Source organism: Bacillus sp. FSL R10-2201, assembly GCF_038008665.1.
Taxonomy (GTDB): Bacteria; Bacillota; Bacilli; order Bacillales; family Bacillaceae_G; genus Bacillus_A; species Bacillus_A mycoides.
The window spans coordinates 128,374-140,776 of the sequence record NZ_JBBOZP010000001.1 but is presented as its reverse complement, the minus strand read 5'-3'; the positions used below and the strand labels follow the sequence as shown (position 1 = coordinate 140,776).

25 protein-coding genes are annotated in these 12,403 nt (G+C 40.6%); all 25 read right to left on the bottom strand.

Features of this window, described 5'->3' with window-relative positions; all coding sequences use genetic code 11:
• Positions 1–28: 28 nt before the first annotated feature.
• Positions 29–973 carry a DNA-directed RNA polymerase subunit alpha gene (locus tag NSQ69_RS00805; protein WP_002009743.1) on the bottom strand — a complete coding sequence of 315 codons (945 nt, stop codon included), beginning with the start codon at positions 971–973 and terminating at the stop codon, positions 29–31.
• Positions 974–1,153: 180 nt separating this feature from the next.
• A complete protein-coding gene (rpsK, locus tag NSQ69_RS00800; protein WP_002009745.1) occupies positions 1,154–1,543 on the bottom strand; it encodes a 30S ribosomal protein S11 in 390 nt (129 codons plus the stop codon).
• Positions 1,544–1,567: 24 nt separating this feature from the next.
• Positions 1,568–1,933: a 30S ribosomal protein S13 gene (rpsM, locus tag NSQ69_RS00795; protein WP_002009746.1), complete on the bottom strand. Its 366-nt coding sequence runs from the start codon at positions 1,931–1,933 to the stop codon at positions 1,568–1,570.
• Positions 1,934–1,954: 21 nt separating this feature from the next.
• A complete protein-coding gene (rpmJ, locus tag NSQ69_RS00790; RefSeq protein WP_000868344.1) occupies positions 1,955–2,068 on the bottom strand; it encodes a 50S ribosomal protein L36 in 114 nt (37 codons plus the stop codon).
• A 35-nt stretch (positions 2,069–2,103) separates the two neighbouring features.
• On the bottom strand, positions 2,104–2,322 hold the full coding sequence (gene infA, locus NSQ69_RS00785) for a translation initiation factor IF-1 (protein ID WP_001029884.1): 219 nt from the start codon (positions 2,320–2,322) through the stop codon (positions 2,104–2,106).
• 68 nt (positions 2,323–2,390) lie between these two features.
• Entirely contained in the window at positions 2,391–3,137 is a 747-nt protein-coding gene (gene map, locus NSQ69_RS00780; protein WP_000582542.1) for a type I methionyl aminopeptidase, read from the bottom strand.
• Positions 3,137–3,787, bottom strand: coding sequence for an adenylate kinase (locus tag NSQ69_RS00775; RefSeq protein WP_002124689.1), 651 nt, complete (start codon positions 3,785–3,787; stop codon positions 3,137–3,139). Before NSQ69_RS00775 ends, map begins: the two co-directional genes overlap by 1 nt.
• Positions 3,788–3,841: 54 nt before the next feature.
• Positions 3,842–5,143: a preprotein translocase subunit SecY gene (secY, locus tag NSQ69_RS00770; protein WP_002124688.1), complete on the bottom strand. Its 1,302-nt coding sequence runs from the start codon at positions 5,141–5,143 to the stop codon at positions 3,842–3,844.
• Entirely contained in the window at positions 5,143–5,583 is a 441-nt protein-coding gene (rplO, locus tag NSQ69_RS00765) for a 50S ribosomal protein L15 (RefSeq protein ID WP_002009754.1), read from the bottom strand. The genes secY and rplO overlap by 1 nt, the downstream gene beginning before the upstream one ends.
• Positions 5,584–5,616: 33 nt before the next feature.
• Positions 5,617–5,799: a 50S ribosomal protein L30 gene (gene rpmD, locus NSQ69_RS00760; RefSeq protein WP_002009757.1), complete on the bottom strand. Its 183-nt coding sequence runs from the start codon at positions 5,797–5,799 to the stop codon at positions 5,617–5,619.
• A 13-nt stretch (positions 5,800–5,812) separates the two neighbouring features.
• A complete protein-coding gene (gene rpsE, locus NSQ69_RS00755) occupies positions 5,813–6,313 on the bottom strand; it encodes a 30S ribosomal protein S5 (RefSeq protein WP_002009759.1) in 501 nt (166 codons plus the stop codon).
• A gap of 21 nt (positions 6,314–6,334) precedes the next feature.
• Complete coding sequence (gene rplR, locus NSQ69_RS00750; protein WP_002009761.1) at positions 6,335–6,697, bottom strand: 50S ribosomal protein L18; 363 nt, start codon at positions 6,695–6,697, stop codon at positions 6,335–6,337.
• A 31-nt stretch (positions 6,698–6,728) separates the two neighbouring features.
• On the bottom strand, positions 6,729–7,268 hold the full coding sequence (gene rplF, locus NSQ69_RS00745) for a 50S ribosomal protein L6 (protein WP_002009762.1): 540 nt from the start codon (positions 7,266–7,268) through the stop codon (positions 6,729–6,731).
• Positions 7,269–7,300: 32 nt separating this feature from the next.
• On the bottom strand, positions 7,301–7,699 hold the full coding sequence (gene rpsH / locus NSQ69_RS00740) for a 30S ribosomal protein S8 (RefSeq protein ID WP_002009764.1): 399 nt from the start codon (positions 7,697–7,699) through the stop codon (positions 7,301–7,303).
• Between the two features lie 29 nt (positions 7,700–7,728).
• Positions 7,729–7,914 carry a 30S ribosomal protein S14 gene (gene rpsN / locus NSQ69_RS00735; protein ID WP_001085700.1) on the bottom strand — a complete coding sequence of 62 codons (186 nt, stop codon included), beginning with the start codon at positions 7,912–7,914 and terminating at the stop codon, positions 7,729–7,731.
• A gap of 33 nt (positions 7,915–7,947) precedes the next feature.
• Positions 7,948–8,487: a 50S ribosomal protein L5 gene (gene rplE / locus NSQ69_RS00730; protein WP_002091528.1), complete on the bottom strand. Its 540-nt coding sequence runs from the start codon at positions 8,485–8,487 to the stop codon at positions 7,948–7,950.
• A gap of 26 nt (positions 8,488–8,513) precedes the next feature.
• On the bottom strand, positions 8,514–8,825 hold the full coding sequence (gene rplX / locus NSQ69_RS00725) for a 50S ribosomal protein L24 (protein WP_000558201.1): 312 nt from the start codon (positions 8,823–8,825) through the stop codon (positions 8,514–8,516).
• 38 nt (positions 8,826–8,863) lie between these two features.
• On the bottom strand, positions 8,864–9,232 hold the full coding sequence (gene rplN, locus NSQ69_RS00720; RefSeq protein WP_000615912.1) for a 50S ribosomal protein L14: 369 nt from the start codon (positions 9,230–9,232) through the stop codon (positions 8,864–8,866).
• A 43-nt stretch (positions 9,233–9,275) separates the two neighbouring features.
• Positions 9,276–9,539, bottom strand: a complete 264-nt coding sequence (gene rpsQ / locus NSQ69_RS00715) for a 30S ribosomal protein S17 (protein ID WP_002091526.1) — start codon at positions 9,537–9,539, stop codon at positions 9,276–9,278.
• Between the two features lie 20 nt (positions 9,540–9,559).
• Complete coding sequence (gene rpmC, locus NSQ69_RS00710; protein WP_002091523.1) at positions 9,560–9,760, bottom strand: 50S ribosomal protein L29; 201 nt, start codon at positions 9,758–9,760, stop codon at positions 9,560–9,562.
• Positions 9,750–10,184, bottom strand: a complete 435-nt coding sequence (gene rplP, locus NSQ69_RS00705; RefSeq protein ID WP_000928969.1) for a 50S ribosomal protein L16 — start codon at positions 10,182–10,184, stop codon at positions 9,750–9,752. Before rplP ends, rpmC begins: the two co-directional genes overlap by 11 nt.
• Position 10,185: 1 nt before the next feature.
• Positions 10,186–10,845 (bottom strand): 30S ribosomal protein S3, encoded by a 660-nt coding sequence (rpsC, locus tag NSQ69_RS00700; RefSeq protein ID WP_002009771.1) that lies wholly within the window; start codon positions 10,843–10,845, stop codon positions 10,186–10,188.
• 3 nt (positions 10,846–10,848) lie between these two features.
• Positions 10,849–11,190: a 50S ribosomal protein L22 gene (gene rplV / locus NSQ69_RS00695; protein ID WP_002009773.1), complete on the bottom strand. Its 342-nt coding sequence runs from the start codon at positions 11,188–11,190 to the stop codon at positions 10,849–10,851.
• 17 nt (positions 11,191–11,207) lie between these two features.
• Positions 11,208–11,486 (bottom strand): 30S ribosomal protein S19, encoded by a 279-nt coding sequence (gene rpsS, locus NSQ69_RS00690; protein WP_000124452.1) that lies wholly within the window; start codon positions 11,484–11,486, stop codon positions 11,208–11,210.
• 60 nt (positions 11,487–11,546) lie between these two features.
• Positions 11,547–12,377 carry a 50S ribosomal protein L2 gene (rplB, locus tag NSQ69_RS00685; RefSeq protein ID WP_000511584.1) on the bottom strand — a complete coding sequence of 277 codons (831 nt, stop codon included), beginning with the start codon at positions 12,375–12,377 and terminating at the stop codon, positions 11,547–11,549.
• Between the last annotated feature and the right edge of the window lie 26 nt (positions 12,378–12,403).

Sequence of the window (12,403 nt, the reverse complement as noted above, 5' to 3'; positions counted from 1 at the left end):
TCCCTCCTTTGTTGATGGGTTTAAATCCTCAGTCGTCTTTACGTAAACCTAAACCTAATTCCTCAAGTTTATGTTTAACTTCTTCTAAGGATTTACGTCCTAAGTTACGAACTTTCATCATATCTTCTTCTGTTTTGTTCGCAAGCTCTTGTACAGTATTAATTCCTGCACGTTTTAGGCAATTATAAGAACGAACAGAAAGATCTAGTTCTTCGATAGTCATCTCAAGAACTTTTTCTTTTTGATCTTCTTCCTTCTCGACCATAATCTCAGCATTTTGTGCTTCGTCAGTTAAACCAACAAAGATATTTAAATGCTCAGTTAAGATTTTGGCACCTAAAGAGATAGCTTCTTTTGGCCCGATGCTTCCATCCGTCCATACATCAAGCGTAAGCTTATCATAATTAGCCACTTGTCCGACACGTGTCTTTTCCACTTGGTAAGTCACACGTGATACTGGAGTATAAATAGAATCAATAGGAATTACTCCTATTGGTTGATCTTCGCTTTTATTTGCATCAGCTGGCGTATACCCACGGCCACGCTTTGCAGTTAAACGCATGCGGAAATGCGCATTTTTTGCTAACGTCGCAATGTGTAAATCTGGATTTAAGATTTCAACATCACTATCGTGAGTAATATCAGCAGCTGTGACAATACCTTCGCCCTGTACATCGATTTCCAACGTCTTCTCTTCTTCAGAGTAGATTTTAAGAGCTAACTTTTTCAAGTTTAAGATCATCGTCGTAACGTCTTCTACTACGCCCTCAACTGTTGAAAATTCGTGTAAAACGCCATCGATTTGGATAGCAGTTACAGCGGCACCAGGGAGTGAGGATAAAAGAATACGACGTAAGGAGTTACCCAAAGTAGTACCATATCCACGCTCAAGCGGTTCAATCACGAATTTGCCATACTTAGCATCTTCGTTAAGTTCAACCGTTTCGATTTTCGGTTTTTCGATTTCAATCATTAACTAAACCCTCCTTCAAAACGTCGAAACCCCGGTTAAACAAAGGAAGAACCTCTGTTTAACCGAAAGTCCCCCTTAGGCAGTTCCCGATTGTGCACAACAAGCGATGTTTCTGTACGAAATTTCTCGATAATGCATCATATCCATTATAGACAAAAGGGAAAATTCTATACAGAAAAATTACACACGACGACGTTTTGGTGGACGACATCCATTATGAGGAACTGGAGTAACATCTCTAATTGCTGTTACTTCTAGACCTGCCGCTTGAAGAGCACGAATTGCAGCTTCACGACCAGCACCAGGACCTTTAACAGTAACCTCTAAAGTTTTTAAACCATGCTCCATTGCAACTTTAGAAGCAGCTTCAGCAGCCATTTGCGCAGCGAATGGAGTAGATTTACGAGATCCACGGAAACCAAGTGCACCAGCACTAGACCAAGAAAGTGCGTTACCATGAGTATCTGTAAGTGTTACGATTGTGTTGTTGAAAGTAGAACGAATATGAGCTATACCAGCTTCAATATTCTTTTTCACACGTTTTTTACGAGTGTTTGTTTTACGTGCCATTGTTAGTTCAACCTCCTTTACTTATTATTTCTTTTTATTTGCTACTGTACGACGTGGACCTTTACGTGTACGAGCATTGTTTTTAGAGTTTTGACCACGAACTGGTAAACCACGACGGTGACGAAGACCACGGTAAGAACCGATCTCCATTAGACGTTTAATGTTAAGAGATACTTCACGACGAAGGTCTCCCTCAACTTTAATACGATCGATGATATCACGGATACGTCCTAATTCATCTTCCGATAAATCACGAACTCGTGTTTCCGAAGAAATACCAGCTTCTGTAAGAATTTTTTCAGCAGTTGTGCGACCAATGCCGAATACGTAAGTTAAAGAAATAACAACGCGCTTGTCACGAGGAATATCTACACCTGCGATACGTGCCATTTTGAATGCACCTCCTTCTGATTAACCTTGTTTTTGTTTATGTTTAGGGTTTTCACAAATAACCATTACTTTTCCACGTCTACGAATAACTTTACATTTTTCGCAGATTGGTTTAACTGACGGTCTTACTTTCATGTCTCGAACCTCCTTAAAGATTACGGAGTGCTATATTATTTAAAACGGTACGTAATACGACCACGATTTAAATCGTACGGAGATAATTCTACCGTAACTTTGTCTCCTGGTAAAATACGAATGAAATTCATACGGATTTTACCAGAAACGTGAGCCAATACGACATGCCCATTCTCTAATTCTACTTTGAACATAGCATTTGGCAACGTTTCAAGAACGGTACCTTCGACTTCAATTACATCATCTTTAGCCATTCAATAGTTCTCCCTTCTTCAAATCAGTAACATTTTACACTGCTCTGAAATCCCGGAGAGCCAGCTACTTATAAAGTGGTAAGGATTTCGTATCCTGCTTCTGTAAGAGCAATCGTGTGCTCAAAATGGGCACACCATTTACCATCTACCGTTACCACTGTCCAGTCATCAGATAGTGTTTTTACATATCGTCTTCCTTGATTCACCATCGGCTCAACACAGATGACCATTCCCGGCTTTAATCTAGGGCCTCTATTTGGTGGACCATAGTGCGGGATTTGAGGGTCCTCATGTAAGTCTTGCCCGATTCCGTGACCAACATACTCCCTAACGATCGAGAACCCATTCTCTTCAGCATGTGTTTGAACCGCATGCGAGATATTTGATAATCTTTCGCCTGGTTTTACTTGTTCTAGACCAAGATACAACGATTTTTCTGTGACATCAAGTAGCTTTTGAACAGATTCAGAAATGTTTCCAACTGGATACGTCCATGCAGAATCACCATGGTACCCATTGTATTTCGCACCAATATCGATACTAATGATATCGCCCTCTTCGAGCTTACGCTTCCCTGGAATCCCGTGTACAAGCTCTTCATTTACAGAAGCACAAATGCTCCCCGGAAATCCGTTGTATCCTTTAAAAGATGGCGTAGCACCATATTTTCGAATCGTCTTTTCCGCTATTTGATCGAGCTCTTTCGTTGTAATTCCTGGAGTAATATGTTGTTTCAACTCTTGATGAGTTAAAGCAACGATCCTGCCAGCTTCTCGCATGATTTCTATCTCGCGAGGAGTTTTGCAGATGATCATTACGCTAAGTCTCCGATGAGAACATCGATATCAGCAAATACTTTATTGATATCTTGCTCACCATTAATGCTTTGTAAGTAGCCAAGCTCCTCGTAGAAATCAAGCAAAGGTTTTGTTTGCTTAATATTTACATCTAAACGATTTGCTACAGTTTCTTCATTGTCATCAGAGCGTTGATATAATTCGCCACCACATTTATCGCACACATCAGCTTTTGCTGGCGGATTGAATTCTAAGTGGTAAGTCGCACCGCATTCTTTACAAATGCGACGGCCTGTAAGGCGTGTTAATAACAACCCTGAATCCACATTAATGTTTAAAACATAGTCGATTTTTTTGCCAAGATCTTTCATAATCTCTTCAAGAGCTGATGCTTGTGCAACAGTTCGTGGGAAACCATCTAATAAGAAGCCTTTAATACAGTCTTCTTGGCTTAAACGTTCACGAACAATTCCAATTGTAACTTCATCTGGAACAAGCGCACCTTTATCAATAAAAGATTTTGCTTGTAAACCAAGTTCAGTTTCAGCCTTCATAGCTGCACGGAACATATCTCCTGTTGAGATGTGAGGGATGTTATACTTGGCAATAATCTGTTCGGCTTGTGTACCTTTACCAGCACCAGGAAGCCCCATTAAAATCAAGTTCATCCTTGTTCCCCCTCAGTACATGAGCATGTAGGGAAGACAGTTCTTCCCACTTACTCACTGCTTGATAAACCCTTTGTAATGGCGTTTTACCAATTGGCTTTCTAGCTGCTTCATTGTTTCTAAAGCAACGCCGACAACGATTAACATACTCGTTCCACCAATCTGTGCAGATGGAGGAAGATTTCCCAATTTCGTAAAGATAACTGGTAAGATTGCAATCGCTGCTAGGAAAATTGATCCCACAAAGGTCAAACGATACAAGATTTTTGTTAGATATTGTTCTGTATTCTTACCCGGACGAATACCTGGAACATATCCACCTTGCTTGTTTAGATTCTCTGACATTTGCTCTGGATTAACCTGAACAAATGCATAGAAATATGTGAAGGCTACAATGAGCGCAACATATATGATCATTCCCACTGGGTGAGAATAGTTAAAGTTTGCAATAATCCACTGCGACACATCATGTTTCGGGAAGAACTGTGCAATAGTTGGAGGCGTAATTAAGAATGAAACAGCAAAAATGACTGGAATAACACCCGCACTATTTACCTTAAGTGGTAAATGAGTGTTTTGTGCTCCAGCATGATTCCCATTCCCTCCTGTTACACGCTTCGCGTATTGAATTGGGATCTTTCTAACAGCCTGTTGAATGAAAATAACACCAACAATAACCGCTAGCACAGCTAGTAAAATCAATGCAACTTTAACGATACTCATGAACAATTGATCTCCGATATTTTGAAACTGTTGTTGATACACTTGAGATATAACACTTGGGATCGCTGCGGCAATACCGCCAAAGATAAGAATGGAAATACCATTACCTACACCTTTAGCTGTAATCTGTTCACCTAACCACATTAAAAATGCAGTACCAGCAGTCAGTACCGTAGCAATGTATAAATAAGTGCTCCAACCTGGATTCAAAATTAATTGCCCACCTACCATACCGTTAAAACCGATTGACATACCAAACCCCTGAATAAACGCAAGAACAATTGTAAAGTAACGCGTGAATTGCGTTAGTTTACGACGGCCCATTTCGCCTTGCTTCGACCATTCCGAAAATTTAGGAACAACATCCATCTGCAATAATTGCACGATGATGGATGCTGTAATATACGGCATGATTCCCATCGCGAAGATGGAGAAGTTTTTCAAGGCGCCACCGCCAAATGTATTTAGGATACCTAAGGCATTTAATTGATCTTGTGCTTTCAGTACGTCTCCATTTGTAAATGGCACTGGGATAAACGTGCCAATCCTGAATACGACTAACATCGCTAAAGTGAATAATATTTTACGTCTTATCTCAGCAACGCGCATAAAGTTGGAGATTGTACGAAACATTAGATCACCTCAACTGATCCGCCAGCTGCTTCAATTGCTTCTTTAGCACTTGAAGAGAACTTGTGCGCTTTAACAGTTAATTTTTTCTCTACTGCTCCGCTTGCAAGAATTTTAACACCGTCGTTTAATTTGCTGATAACGCCAGTTTCCAGCAATAATTCAGGTGTTACTTCTGTACCATCTTCAAAACGATTTAACGTTGATAAGTTTACAATAGTAAACTCTTTACGGTTAATGTTTGTGAAGCCGCGTTTTGGTAAACGACGGAATAGTGGAGTTTGACCACCTTCGAAGCCAAGACGAACACCGCCGCCAGAACGTGCGTTTTGTCCTTTATGACCTCTACCAGCAGTTTTACCGTTACCAGAACCGATACCACGACCGACACGGTTACGTACTTTACGAGAACCTTCTGCAGGTTTTAATTCATGAAGTTTCATTCCCAGGCACCTCCTTATATTAATGAGTTATCCTTAAGCTTCTTTTACAGAGATAAGGTGAGAAACTTTGTTGATCATACCAAGAATAGCAGGAGTTTCTTCCTTAACTACAGTTGAATTCAACTTTTTAAGACCTAAAGCTTCTACCGTCGCACGTTGATCTTGTGGACGACCAATTACACTACGAGTGAGGGTAATTTCTAACTTTTTCGCCATTTGTTTTCCCTCCTTAACCTAGTAGCTCTTCTACAGATTTACCGCGTAATTTTGCAACATCTTCAGCGCGCTTAAGTTCGCTTAATCCGTTCACAGTAGCGCGAATCATGTTGATTGGTGTGTTAGAACCAAGAGATTTCGAAAGAATATCTTGTACACCAGCTAATTCTAGTACCGCACGAACAGGTCCACCAGCAATAACACCAGTACCCTCAGCAGCAGGTTTTAAGAATACTTCACCAGCTCCAAAATGACCGTTGATTGTGTGAGGAATTGTTGTACCAACTAATGGTACAGCGATTAGGTTTTTCTTAGCGTCTTCGATAGCTTTACGGATTGCGTCTGGTACCTCTTGTGCTTTACCAGTACCGAATCCAACATGACCGTTTTTATCGCCAACTACAACTAGTGCAGCAAAGCGGAAACGACGACCACCCTTAACAACTTTCGCGACACGATTTATCGTAACTACACGTTCTTCAAGTTCTAATTTACTTGGGTCAATGCGTTGCATCAATTTTCCCTCCTTTGACCATTAAAATTGTAATCCAGCCTCACGAGCAGCTTCAGCTAGAGCTTTAACACGGCCATGGTATAAGTAACCACCGCGATCAAATACTACTTCTTTAACGCCTTTCTCTACAGCACGCTTAGCAACTGATTCTCCAACTTTCGTAGCAGCTTCAGTATTGCTAGTACCGTTAAGAGCAAGGTCTTTATCAAGAGTAGATGCACTTACTAATGTTACACCATTTACATCATCAATAACTTGAGCGTAAATATGTTGGTTAGAACGGTACACGTTTAAACGTGGACGTTCTGCAGTACCAGTAAGTTTAGCACGTACACGTGCATGTCTTTTCTTACGAGTCGCATTTTTAGCAGCTTTAGTGATCATTCTTGTCACTCCTTTCTTTCACCTAACGGGTTTACTTAGCAGTTTTACCTTCTTTACGACGAACAACTTCGCCTTCGTAACGAATACCTTTACCTTTATATGGTTCAGGAGCACGTACAGCGCGGATGTTAGCAGCAAATTCGCCAACACGTTGCTTGTCGATACCTTTAATTACGATTTTAGTTGGTACAGGTACTTCAACTTCAAGTCCTGCTTCTGGAGTCATTTCTACTGGATGAGAATAACCTACGCTTAAAACAAGTTTATCTCCTTGTTTTTGAGCACGGTAACCAACACCGACTAATTCAAGTCCGCGTACGAAACCTGTAGTTACACCTTCAACCATGTTTCCGATTAAAGCACGAGTTGTACCGTGTAATGCACGGTGTTCCTTCTGTTCAGATGGACGCTCAACTGTTAGTGTATTTTCTTCAATTTTGATAGACATATCAGTTTTGAAAGTACGAGTTAATTCACCTTTAGGGCCTTTTACTGTTACAGTATTGTCTTCTGCAACTGTAATAGTAACACCTGCAGGGATTTCAAGAATCTTTTTACCAATACGAGACATGTGGTCACACCTCCGTTCGTTTTAAATATATATTACCAAACGTATGCTACTACTTCTCCACCAGTTTGTAATTGACGAGCGTCTTTGTCTGTCATTACTCCCTTAGATGTAGAAACAAGAGCGATACCTAATCCGTTAAGTACACGTGGTACTTCATCAGCTTTTGCGTAAACGCGTAAGCCAGGTTTACTGATACGTTTTAATCCAGTGATTACACGTTCATTGTTTGCACCATATTTCAGGAAAATACGAAGGATACCTTGTTTGTTATCCCCAATGTATTCTACATCACGAATGAAACCTTCACGTTTTAAAAGTTCAGCGATCTCTTTTTTGATTTTAGAAGCAGGAACCTCTAATTTCTCATGACGTACCATGTTCGCATTACGGATGCGAGTAAGCATGTCTGCAATTGGATCTGTCATCACCATGTGTTTTACCTCCTTCCCATTTGTGGGTTTTACCAACTAGCTTTTTTAACACCAGGAATTTGACCTTTATATGCAAGTTCACGGAAACAAATACGGCAAAGCTTAAATTTGCGGTATACAGAATGCGGACGACCGCAGCGTTCGCAACGTGTATACTCTTGTACTTTAAACTTAGGAGTACGCTTTTGTTTCGCGATCATAGATTTTTTAGCCACGTTTTCGCCTCCTCTACTTAGCGTTGGCTTCCATTATTTTTGGAATGGCATACCGAATTGTGTTAAAAGTTCACGAGCTTCTTCATCAGTTTTCGCTGTAGTAACGATTACGATGTCCATACCGCGGACTTTACTTACTTTATCATAATCAATCTCAGGGAAAATTAGTTGCTCTTTAACACCTAATGTGTAGTTCCCACGACCATCGAATGATTTCTTAGAAACACCACGGAAATCACGTACACGTGGTAAAGAAACTGATACTAATTTGTCGAAGAACTCATACATTTGTTGTCCGCGTAAAGTTACTTTCGCACCGATTGGCATACCTTCACGAAGACGGAAACCAGCGATTGATTTTTTAGCGCGAGTTACAACAGGTTTTTGACCTGCGATTTGCGTTAATTCTTCTACTGCATTGTCTAAAGCTTTTGAGTTAGATACCGCGTCACCAACACCAGTGTTGATTACGATCTTTTCGATTTTCGGTACTTCCATCACAGATTTATAGTTAAACTTGCTCATTAGAGCAGGAGTAATTTCCTTTTGGAACTTCTCTTTAAGGCGATTCAATGAAGTGACCTCCTTTCTTAAGAAAATTATTTATCTAATAATTCACCAGATTTTTTTGCAATACGAACTTTTTTACCATCTTCTACTTTGAAGCCTACGCGAGTAGGTTCGCCTGTTTTCGGATCTAATACCATAACATTAGAAACGTGAATAGGTGCTTCTTTCGTAATAATTCCACCTTGTGGATTTAATTGAGATGGCTTAGAGTGTTTTTTAACGATGTTAACACCCTCAACGATAACACGGTTTTGCTTTGGGAAAGCCACAAGGATAACGCCTTGTTTTCCTTTGTCTTTACCAGTGATTACCTGAACTTTATCACCTTTTTTTACATGCATCTTAATTCTGCACCTCCTTAGCAAGGCAATACCTTAAATTATAGAACTTCTGGAGCTAAAGAAACGATCTTCATGAAGTTGCTATCACGTAATTCACGAGCTACTGGTCCGAAGATACGAGTACCACGTGGGCTCTTATCGTCTTTGATGATAACCGCTGCGTTTTCATCAAATTTAATATAAGAACCGTCCGGACGACGAGCTCCGCTCTTCGTACGTACCACTACTGCCTTAACAACGTCACCTTTTTTAACAACGCCACCTGGTGTTGCTTGTTTTACCGTAGCAACGATAATATCACCAATATTAGCATATTTACGACCAGAGCCGCCTAATACTTTAATTGTTAAAAGTTCACGTGCACCAGAGTTGTCAGCAACTTTCAAACGAGATTCTTGTTGGATCATGTTATGAAACCTCCCTTCGGACTAAAAATTCCGATTCGTCTATTTAGATAACAACCGCTTCTTCAACGATTTCAACTAAACGGAAACGCTTAGTAGCAGAAAGCGGGCGAGTTTCCATGATTTTAACGATATCGCCAAGTTTTGCTTGGTTTTGCTCATCATGGGCTTTGTACTTTTTAGAATACTTAACACGTTTTCCGTACAAGGAATGAGTTTTGTAAGTTTCAACTAAAACTGTAATCGTTTTGTCCATTTTATCAGACACAACACGACCAGTATAAACTTTGCGTTGGTTACGTTCGCTCACTATGCAAACCTCCCCTCAATTTATCGATTAATTCCGATCTCTCTTTCACAAACTACAGTTTTCATACGAGCAATCGCTTTACGCACTTCACGGATGCGAGTTGGATTCTCTAATTGTCCTGTAGCAAGTTGGAAGCGAAGATTGAACAATTCTTCCTTTAAAGCTTTAACTTTTGTTTCGATTTCGGCAGTGGTTAATTCACGAATATCATTAGTTTTCATTAGATTCACCACCATTTTCTTCACGTTTTACGAACTTACATTTCACAGGTAGTTTGTGAGCTGCAAGACGTAATGCTTCGCGTGCTACCTCTTCAGATACACCCGCGATTTCAAACATAATTTTCCCAGGTTTTACTACTGCTACCCAGCCTTCTGGTGCCCCTTTACCGGAACCCATACGTACTTCTAGAGGTTTTGCAGTGTAAGGTTTAGAAGGGAAAATTTTAATCCATACTTTACCGCCACGTTTCATGTAACGAGTCATTGCACGACGAGCAGCTTCGATTTGACGGTTTGTAATCCATGAAGCAGCTTGTGCTTGTAAACCGAATTCACCGAAAGCAATTTCAGTTCCACCTTTTGCACGACCACGCATTTTACCACGATGCTCTCTACGATATTTTACGCGTTTTGGCATTAACATATTATTTTCCTCCTTCCTCAGAAGCTTTCTTTTTTGTAGGAAGGACTTCTCCACGGTAGATCCATACTTTTACGCCTAATTTACCGTATGTTGTATCAGCTTCAACTGCTGCATAGTCAATATCAGCGCGAAGTGTATGAAGTGGAACAGTTCCTTCACTGTAAGATTCTGCACGAGCGATATCAGCCCCGCCAAGACGACCAGAAACCTGTGTTTTAATACCTTTTGCTCCTGCACGCATAGCACGTTGAATAACTTGCTTTTGTGCACGACGGAATGATACACGGTTTTCTAATTGACGAGCGATGTTTTCGCCCACTAATTTAGCGTTAAGATCAGCTCTCTTAACTTCTAAAATGTTAATGTGTACACGCTTGCCTGTTAATTGGTTAAGAGCTTTACGAAGTGCTTCAACTTCAGTACCACCTTTACCAATTACCATACCAGGTTTTGCAGTGTGAATTGTAACATTTACACGATTTGCTGCACGTTCGATTTCTACTTTAGCAACAGCAGAATCTTTTAAGCGTACAGTAATGTACTCACGGATTTTGATGTCTTCATGTAATAACGTAGCATAATCTTTCTCAGCGAACCAACGAGATTCCCAGTCGCGGATAATACCGACACGAAGACCAATTGGATTAACCTTCTGACCCATCGATTATCCCTCCTTCTTTTCTGATACCACAACTGTGATGTGGCTTGTGCGTTTGTTAATTTGGCTTGCACGACCCATTGCACGTGGACGGAAACGTTTCAACGTTGGACCTTCGTCAACGAAGACTTTTTCAACAACTAGGTTGTTAATATCCATCTCATAATTGTGCTCTGCATTTGCGATTGCAGATTTTAAAACTTTTTCTACAACTGGAGAAGCAGTTTTTGGTGTGTGGTTAAGGATAGCAATCGCTTCACCCACTTGCTTACCTCGGATTAAGTCTACTACTAAACGAACCTTACGAGGAGCAATACGAACTGTTCTCACTACTGCTTTAGCTTGCATTGAAGTGCCTCCTCTCATTATCTTCTAGTTTTCTTATCGTCAGCAAGGTGACCTTTATACGTACGAGTTGGTGCGAATTCACCTAACTTATGGCCAACCATATCCTCAGTGATGTACACAGGTACGTGTTTACGACCATCATATACAGCAATTGTATGTCCGATGAACTGAGGGAAGATTGTTGAACGGCGAGACCAAGTTTTAACAACTTGTTTTTGCTCAGATGCAACTAATTTTTCCATTTTGTTCATTAAGTGATCATCGACAAATGGTCCTTTTTTTAAGCTACGAGCCATTTTGGTGCCTCCCTTCGTGATTGGCGTACGGTTCTTGAAATGAACCGTACTACAATCCCATTATTTTTTACGACGACGAACGATAAATTTATCAGACGCTTTGTTTTTCTTACGAGTCTTGAATCCAAGAGTTGGTTTACCCCATGGAGACATTGGAGACTTACGTCCGATTGGAGAGCGTCCTTCACCACCACCGTGTGGGTGATCAACCGGGTTCATTACAGAACCACGAACTGTTGGGCGCTTACCTAACCAGCGAGAGCGACCTGCTTTACCGATTTTGATAAGTTCGTGTTGTTCGTTACCAACTTGACCGATTGAAGCGCGACAAGCAGATAATACTAAACGTACTTCACCAGAAGTTAAACGTACAAGTACGTATTTTCCTTCTTTACCAAGTACTTGAGCAGATGTACCAGCAGAACGGACTAATTGTCCTCCACGACCAGGCTTAAGCTCGATATTATGAACAACAGTACCTACTGGAATGTTGATTAATGGTAATGCGTTACCGATTTTAATGTCAGCTTCAGGGCCAGACATAACTTCCATACCTACTTCTAAAGTTTTAGGAGCAAGAATGTAACGTTTTTCACCGTCAACGTAGTTAATTAATGCGATATTCGCAGAGCGGTTTGGATCGTATTCGATCGTAGCAACGCGTCCTGGAATTCCATCTTTGTTACGCTTAAAGTCGATGATACGGTATTGACGCTTATGTCCGCCACCTTGATGACGTACAGTAATTTTACCTTGGTTATTACGACCAGCCTTTTTGCTTAAAGGAGCAAGTAAAGACTTTTCTGGTCTGTCGGTCGTGATTTCAGCGAAATCATTCGTAGTCATGTTACGACGACCGTTAGTAGTTGGATTATACTTTTTAATTCCCATCTCAATTTCCCTCCTTCTTTAGTAAG

Excerpts from the sequence above, each read along its gene's own strand:
- infA (WP_001029884.1), bottom strand. The coding sequence starts at position 2,322 with ATGGCTAAAGATGATGTAATTGAAGTCGAAGGTACCGTTCTTGAAACG.
- rpmD (WP_002009757.1), bottom strand. The coding sequence starts at position 5,799 with ATGGCGAAAAAGTTAGAAATTACCCTCACTCGTAGTGTAATTGGTCGT.
- secY (WP_002124688.1), bottom strand. The coding sequence starts at position 5,143 with ATGTTTCGTACAATCTCCAACTTTATGCGCGTTGCTGAGATAAGACGT.
- rplP (WP_000928969.1), bottom strand. The coding sequence starts at position 10,184 with ATGTTAATGCCAAAACGCGTAAAATATCGTAGAGAGCATCGTGGTAAA.
- rplV (WP_002009773.1), bottom strand. The coding sequence starts at position 11,190 with ATGCAAGCTAAAGCAGTAGTGAGAACAGTTCGTATTGCTCCTCGTAAG.
- NSQ69_RS00805 (WP_002009743.1), bottom strand. The coding sequence starts at position 973 with ATGATTGAAATCGAAAAACCGAAAATCGAAACGGTTGAACTTAACGAA.
- rplF (WP_002009762.1), bottom strand. The coding sequence starts at position 7,268 with ATGTCTCGTATTGGTAAAAAGATTCTTGAAATCCCTGCAGGTGTTACT.
- rpsM (WP_002009746.1), bottom strand. The coding sequence starts at position 1,933 with ATGGCACGTATCGCAGGTGTAGATATTCCTCGTGACAAGCGCGTTGTT.
- rpmJ (WP_000868344.1), bottom strand. The coding sequence starts at position 2,068 with ATGAAAGTAAGACCGTCAGTTAAACCAATCTGCGAAAAATGTAAAGTT.
- rpsS (WP_000124452.1), bottom strand. The coding sequence starts at position 11,486 with ATGGCTCGTAGCTTAAAAAAAGGACCATTTGTCGATGATCACTTAATG.
- rpsH (WP_002009764.1), bottom strand. The coding sequence starts at position 7,699 with ATGGTGATGACAGATCCAATTGCAGACATGCTTACTCGCATCCGTAAT.
- rplR (WP_002009761.1), bottom strand. The coding sequence starts at position 6,697 with ATGATCACTAAAGCTGCTAAAAATGCGACTCGTAAGAAAAGACATGCA.
- NSQ69_RS00775 (WP_002124689.1), bottom strand. The coding sequence starts at position 3,787 with ATGAACTTGATTTTAATGGGGCTTCCTGGTGCTGGTAAAGGTACACAA.
- rplB (WP_000511584.1), bottom strand. The coding sequence starts at position 12,377 with ATGGGAATTAAAAAGTATAATCCAACTACTAACGGTCGTCGTAACATG.
- rplN (WP_000615912.1), bottom strand. The coding sequence starts at position 9,232 with ATGATCCAACAAGAATCTCGTTTGAAAGTTGCTGACAACTCTGGTGCA.
- map (WP_000582542.1), bottom strand. The coding sequence starts at position 3,137 with ATGATCATCTGCAAAACTCCTCGCGAGATAGAAATCATGCGAGAAGCT.
- rpsE (WP_002009759.1), bottom strand. The coding sequence starts at position 6,313 with ATGCAACGCATTGACCCAAGTAAATTAGAACTTGAAGAACGTGTAGTT.
- rpmC (WP_002091523.1), bottom strand. The coding sequence starts at position 9,760 with ATGAAAACTAATGATATTCGTGAATTAACCACTGCCGAAATCGAAACA.
- rplX (WP_000558201.1), bottom strand. The coding sequence starts at position 8,825 with ATGCATGTAAAAAAAGGTGATAAAGTTCAGGTAATCACTGGTAAAGAC.
- rplO (WP_002009754.1), bottom strand. The coding sequence starts at position 5,583 with ATGAAACTTCATGAATTAAAACCTGCAGAAGGTTCTCGTAAAGTACGT.
- rpsK (WP_002009745.1), bottom strand. The coding sequence starts at position 1,543 with ATGGCACGTAAAACAAACACTCGTAAAAAACGTGTGAAAAAGAATATT.
- rpsC (WP_002009771.1), bottom strand. The coding sequence starts at position 10,845 with ATGGGTCAGAAGGTTAATCCAATTGGTCTTCGTGTCGGTATTATCCGC.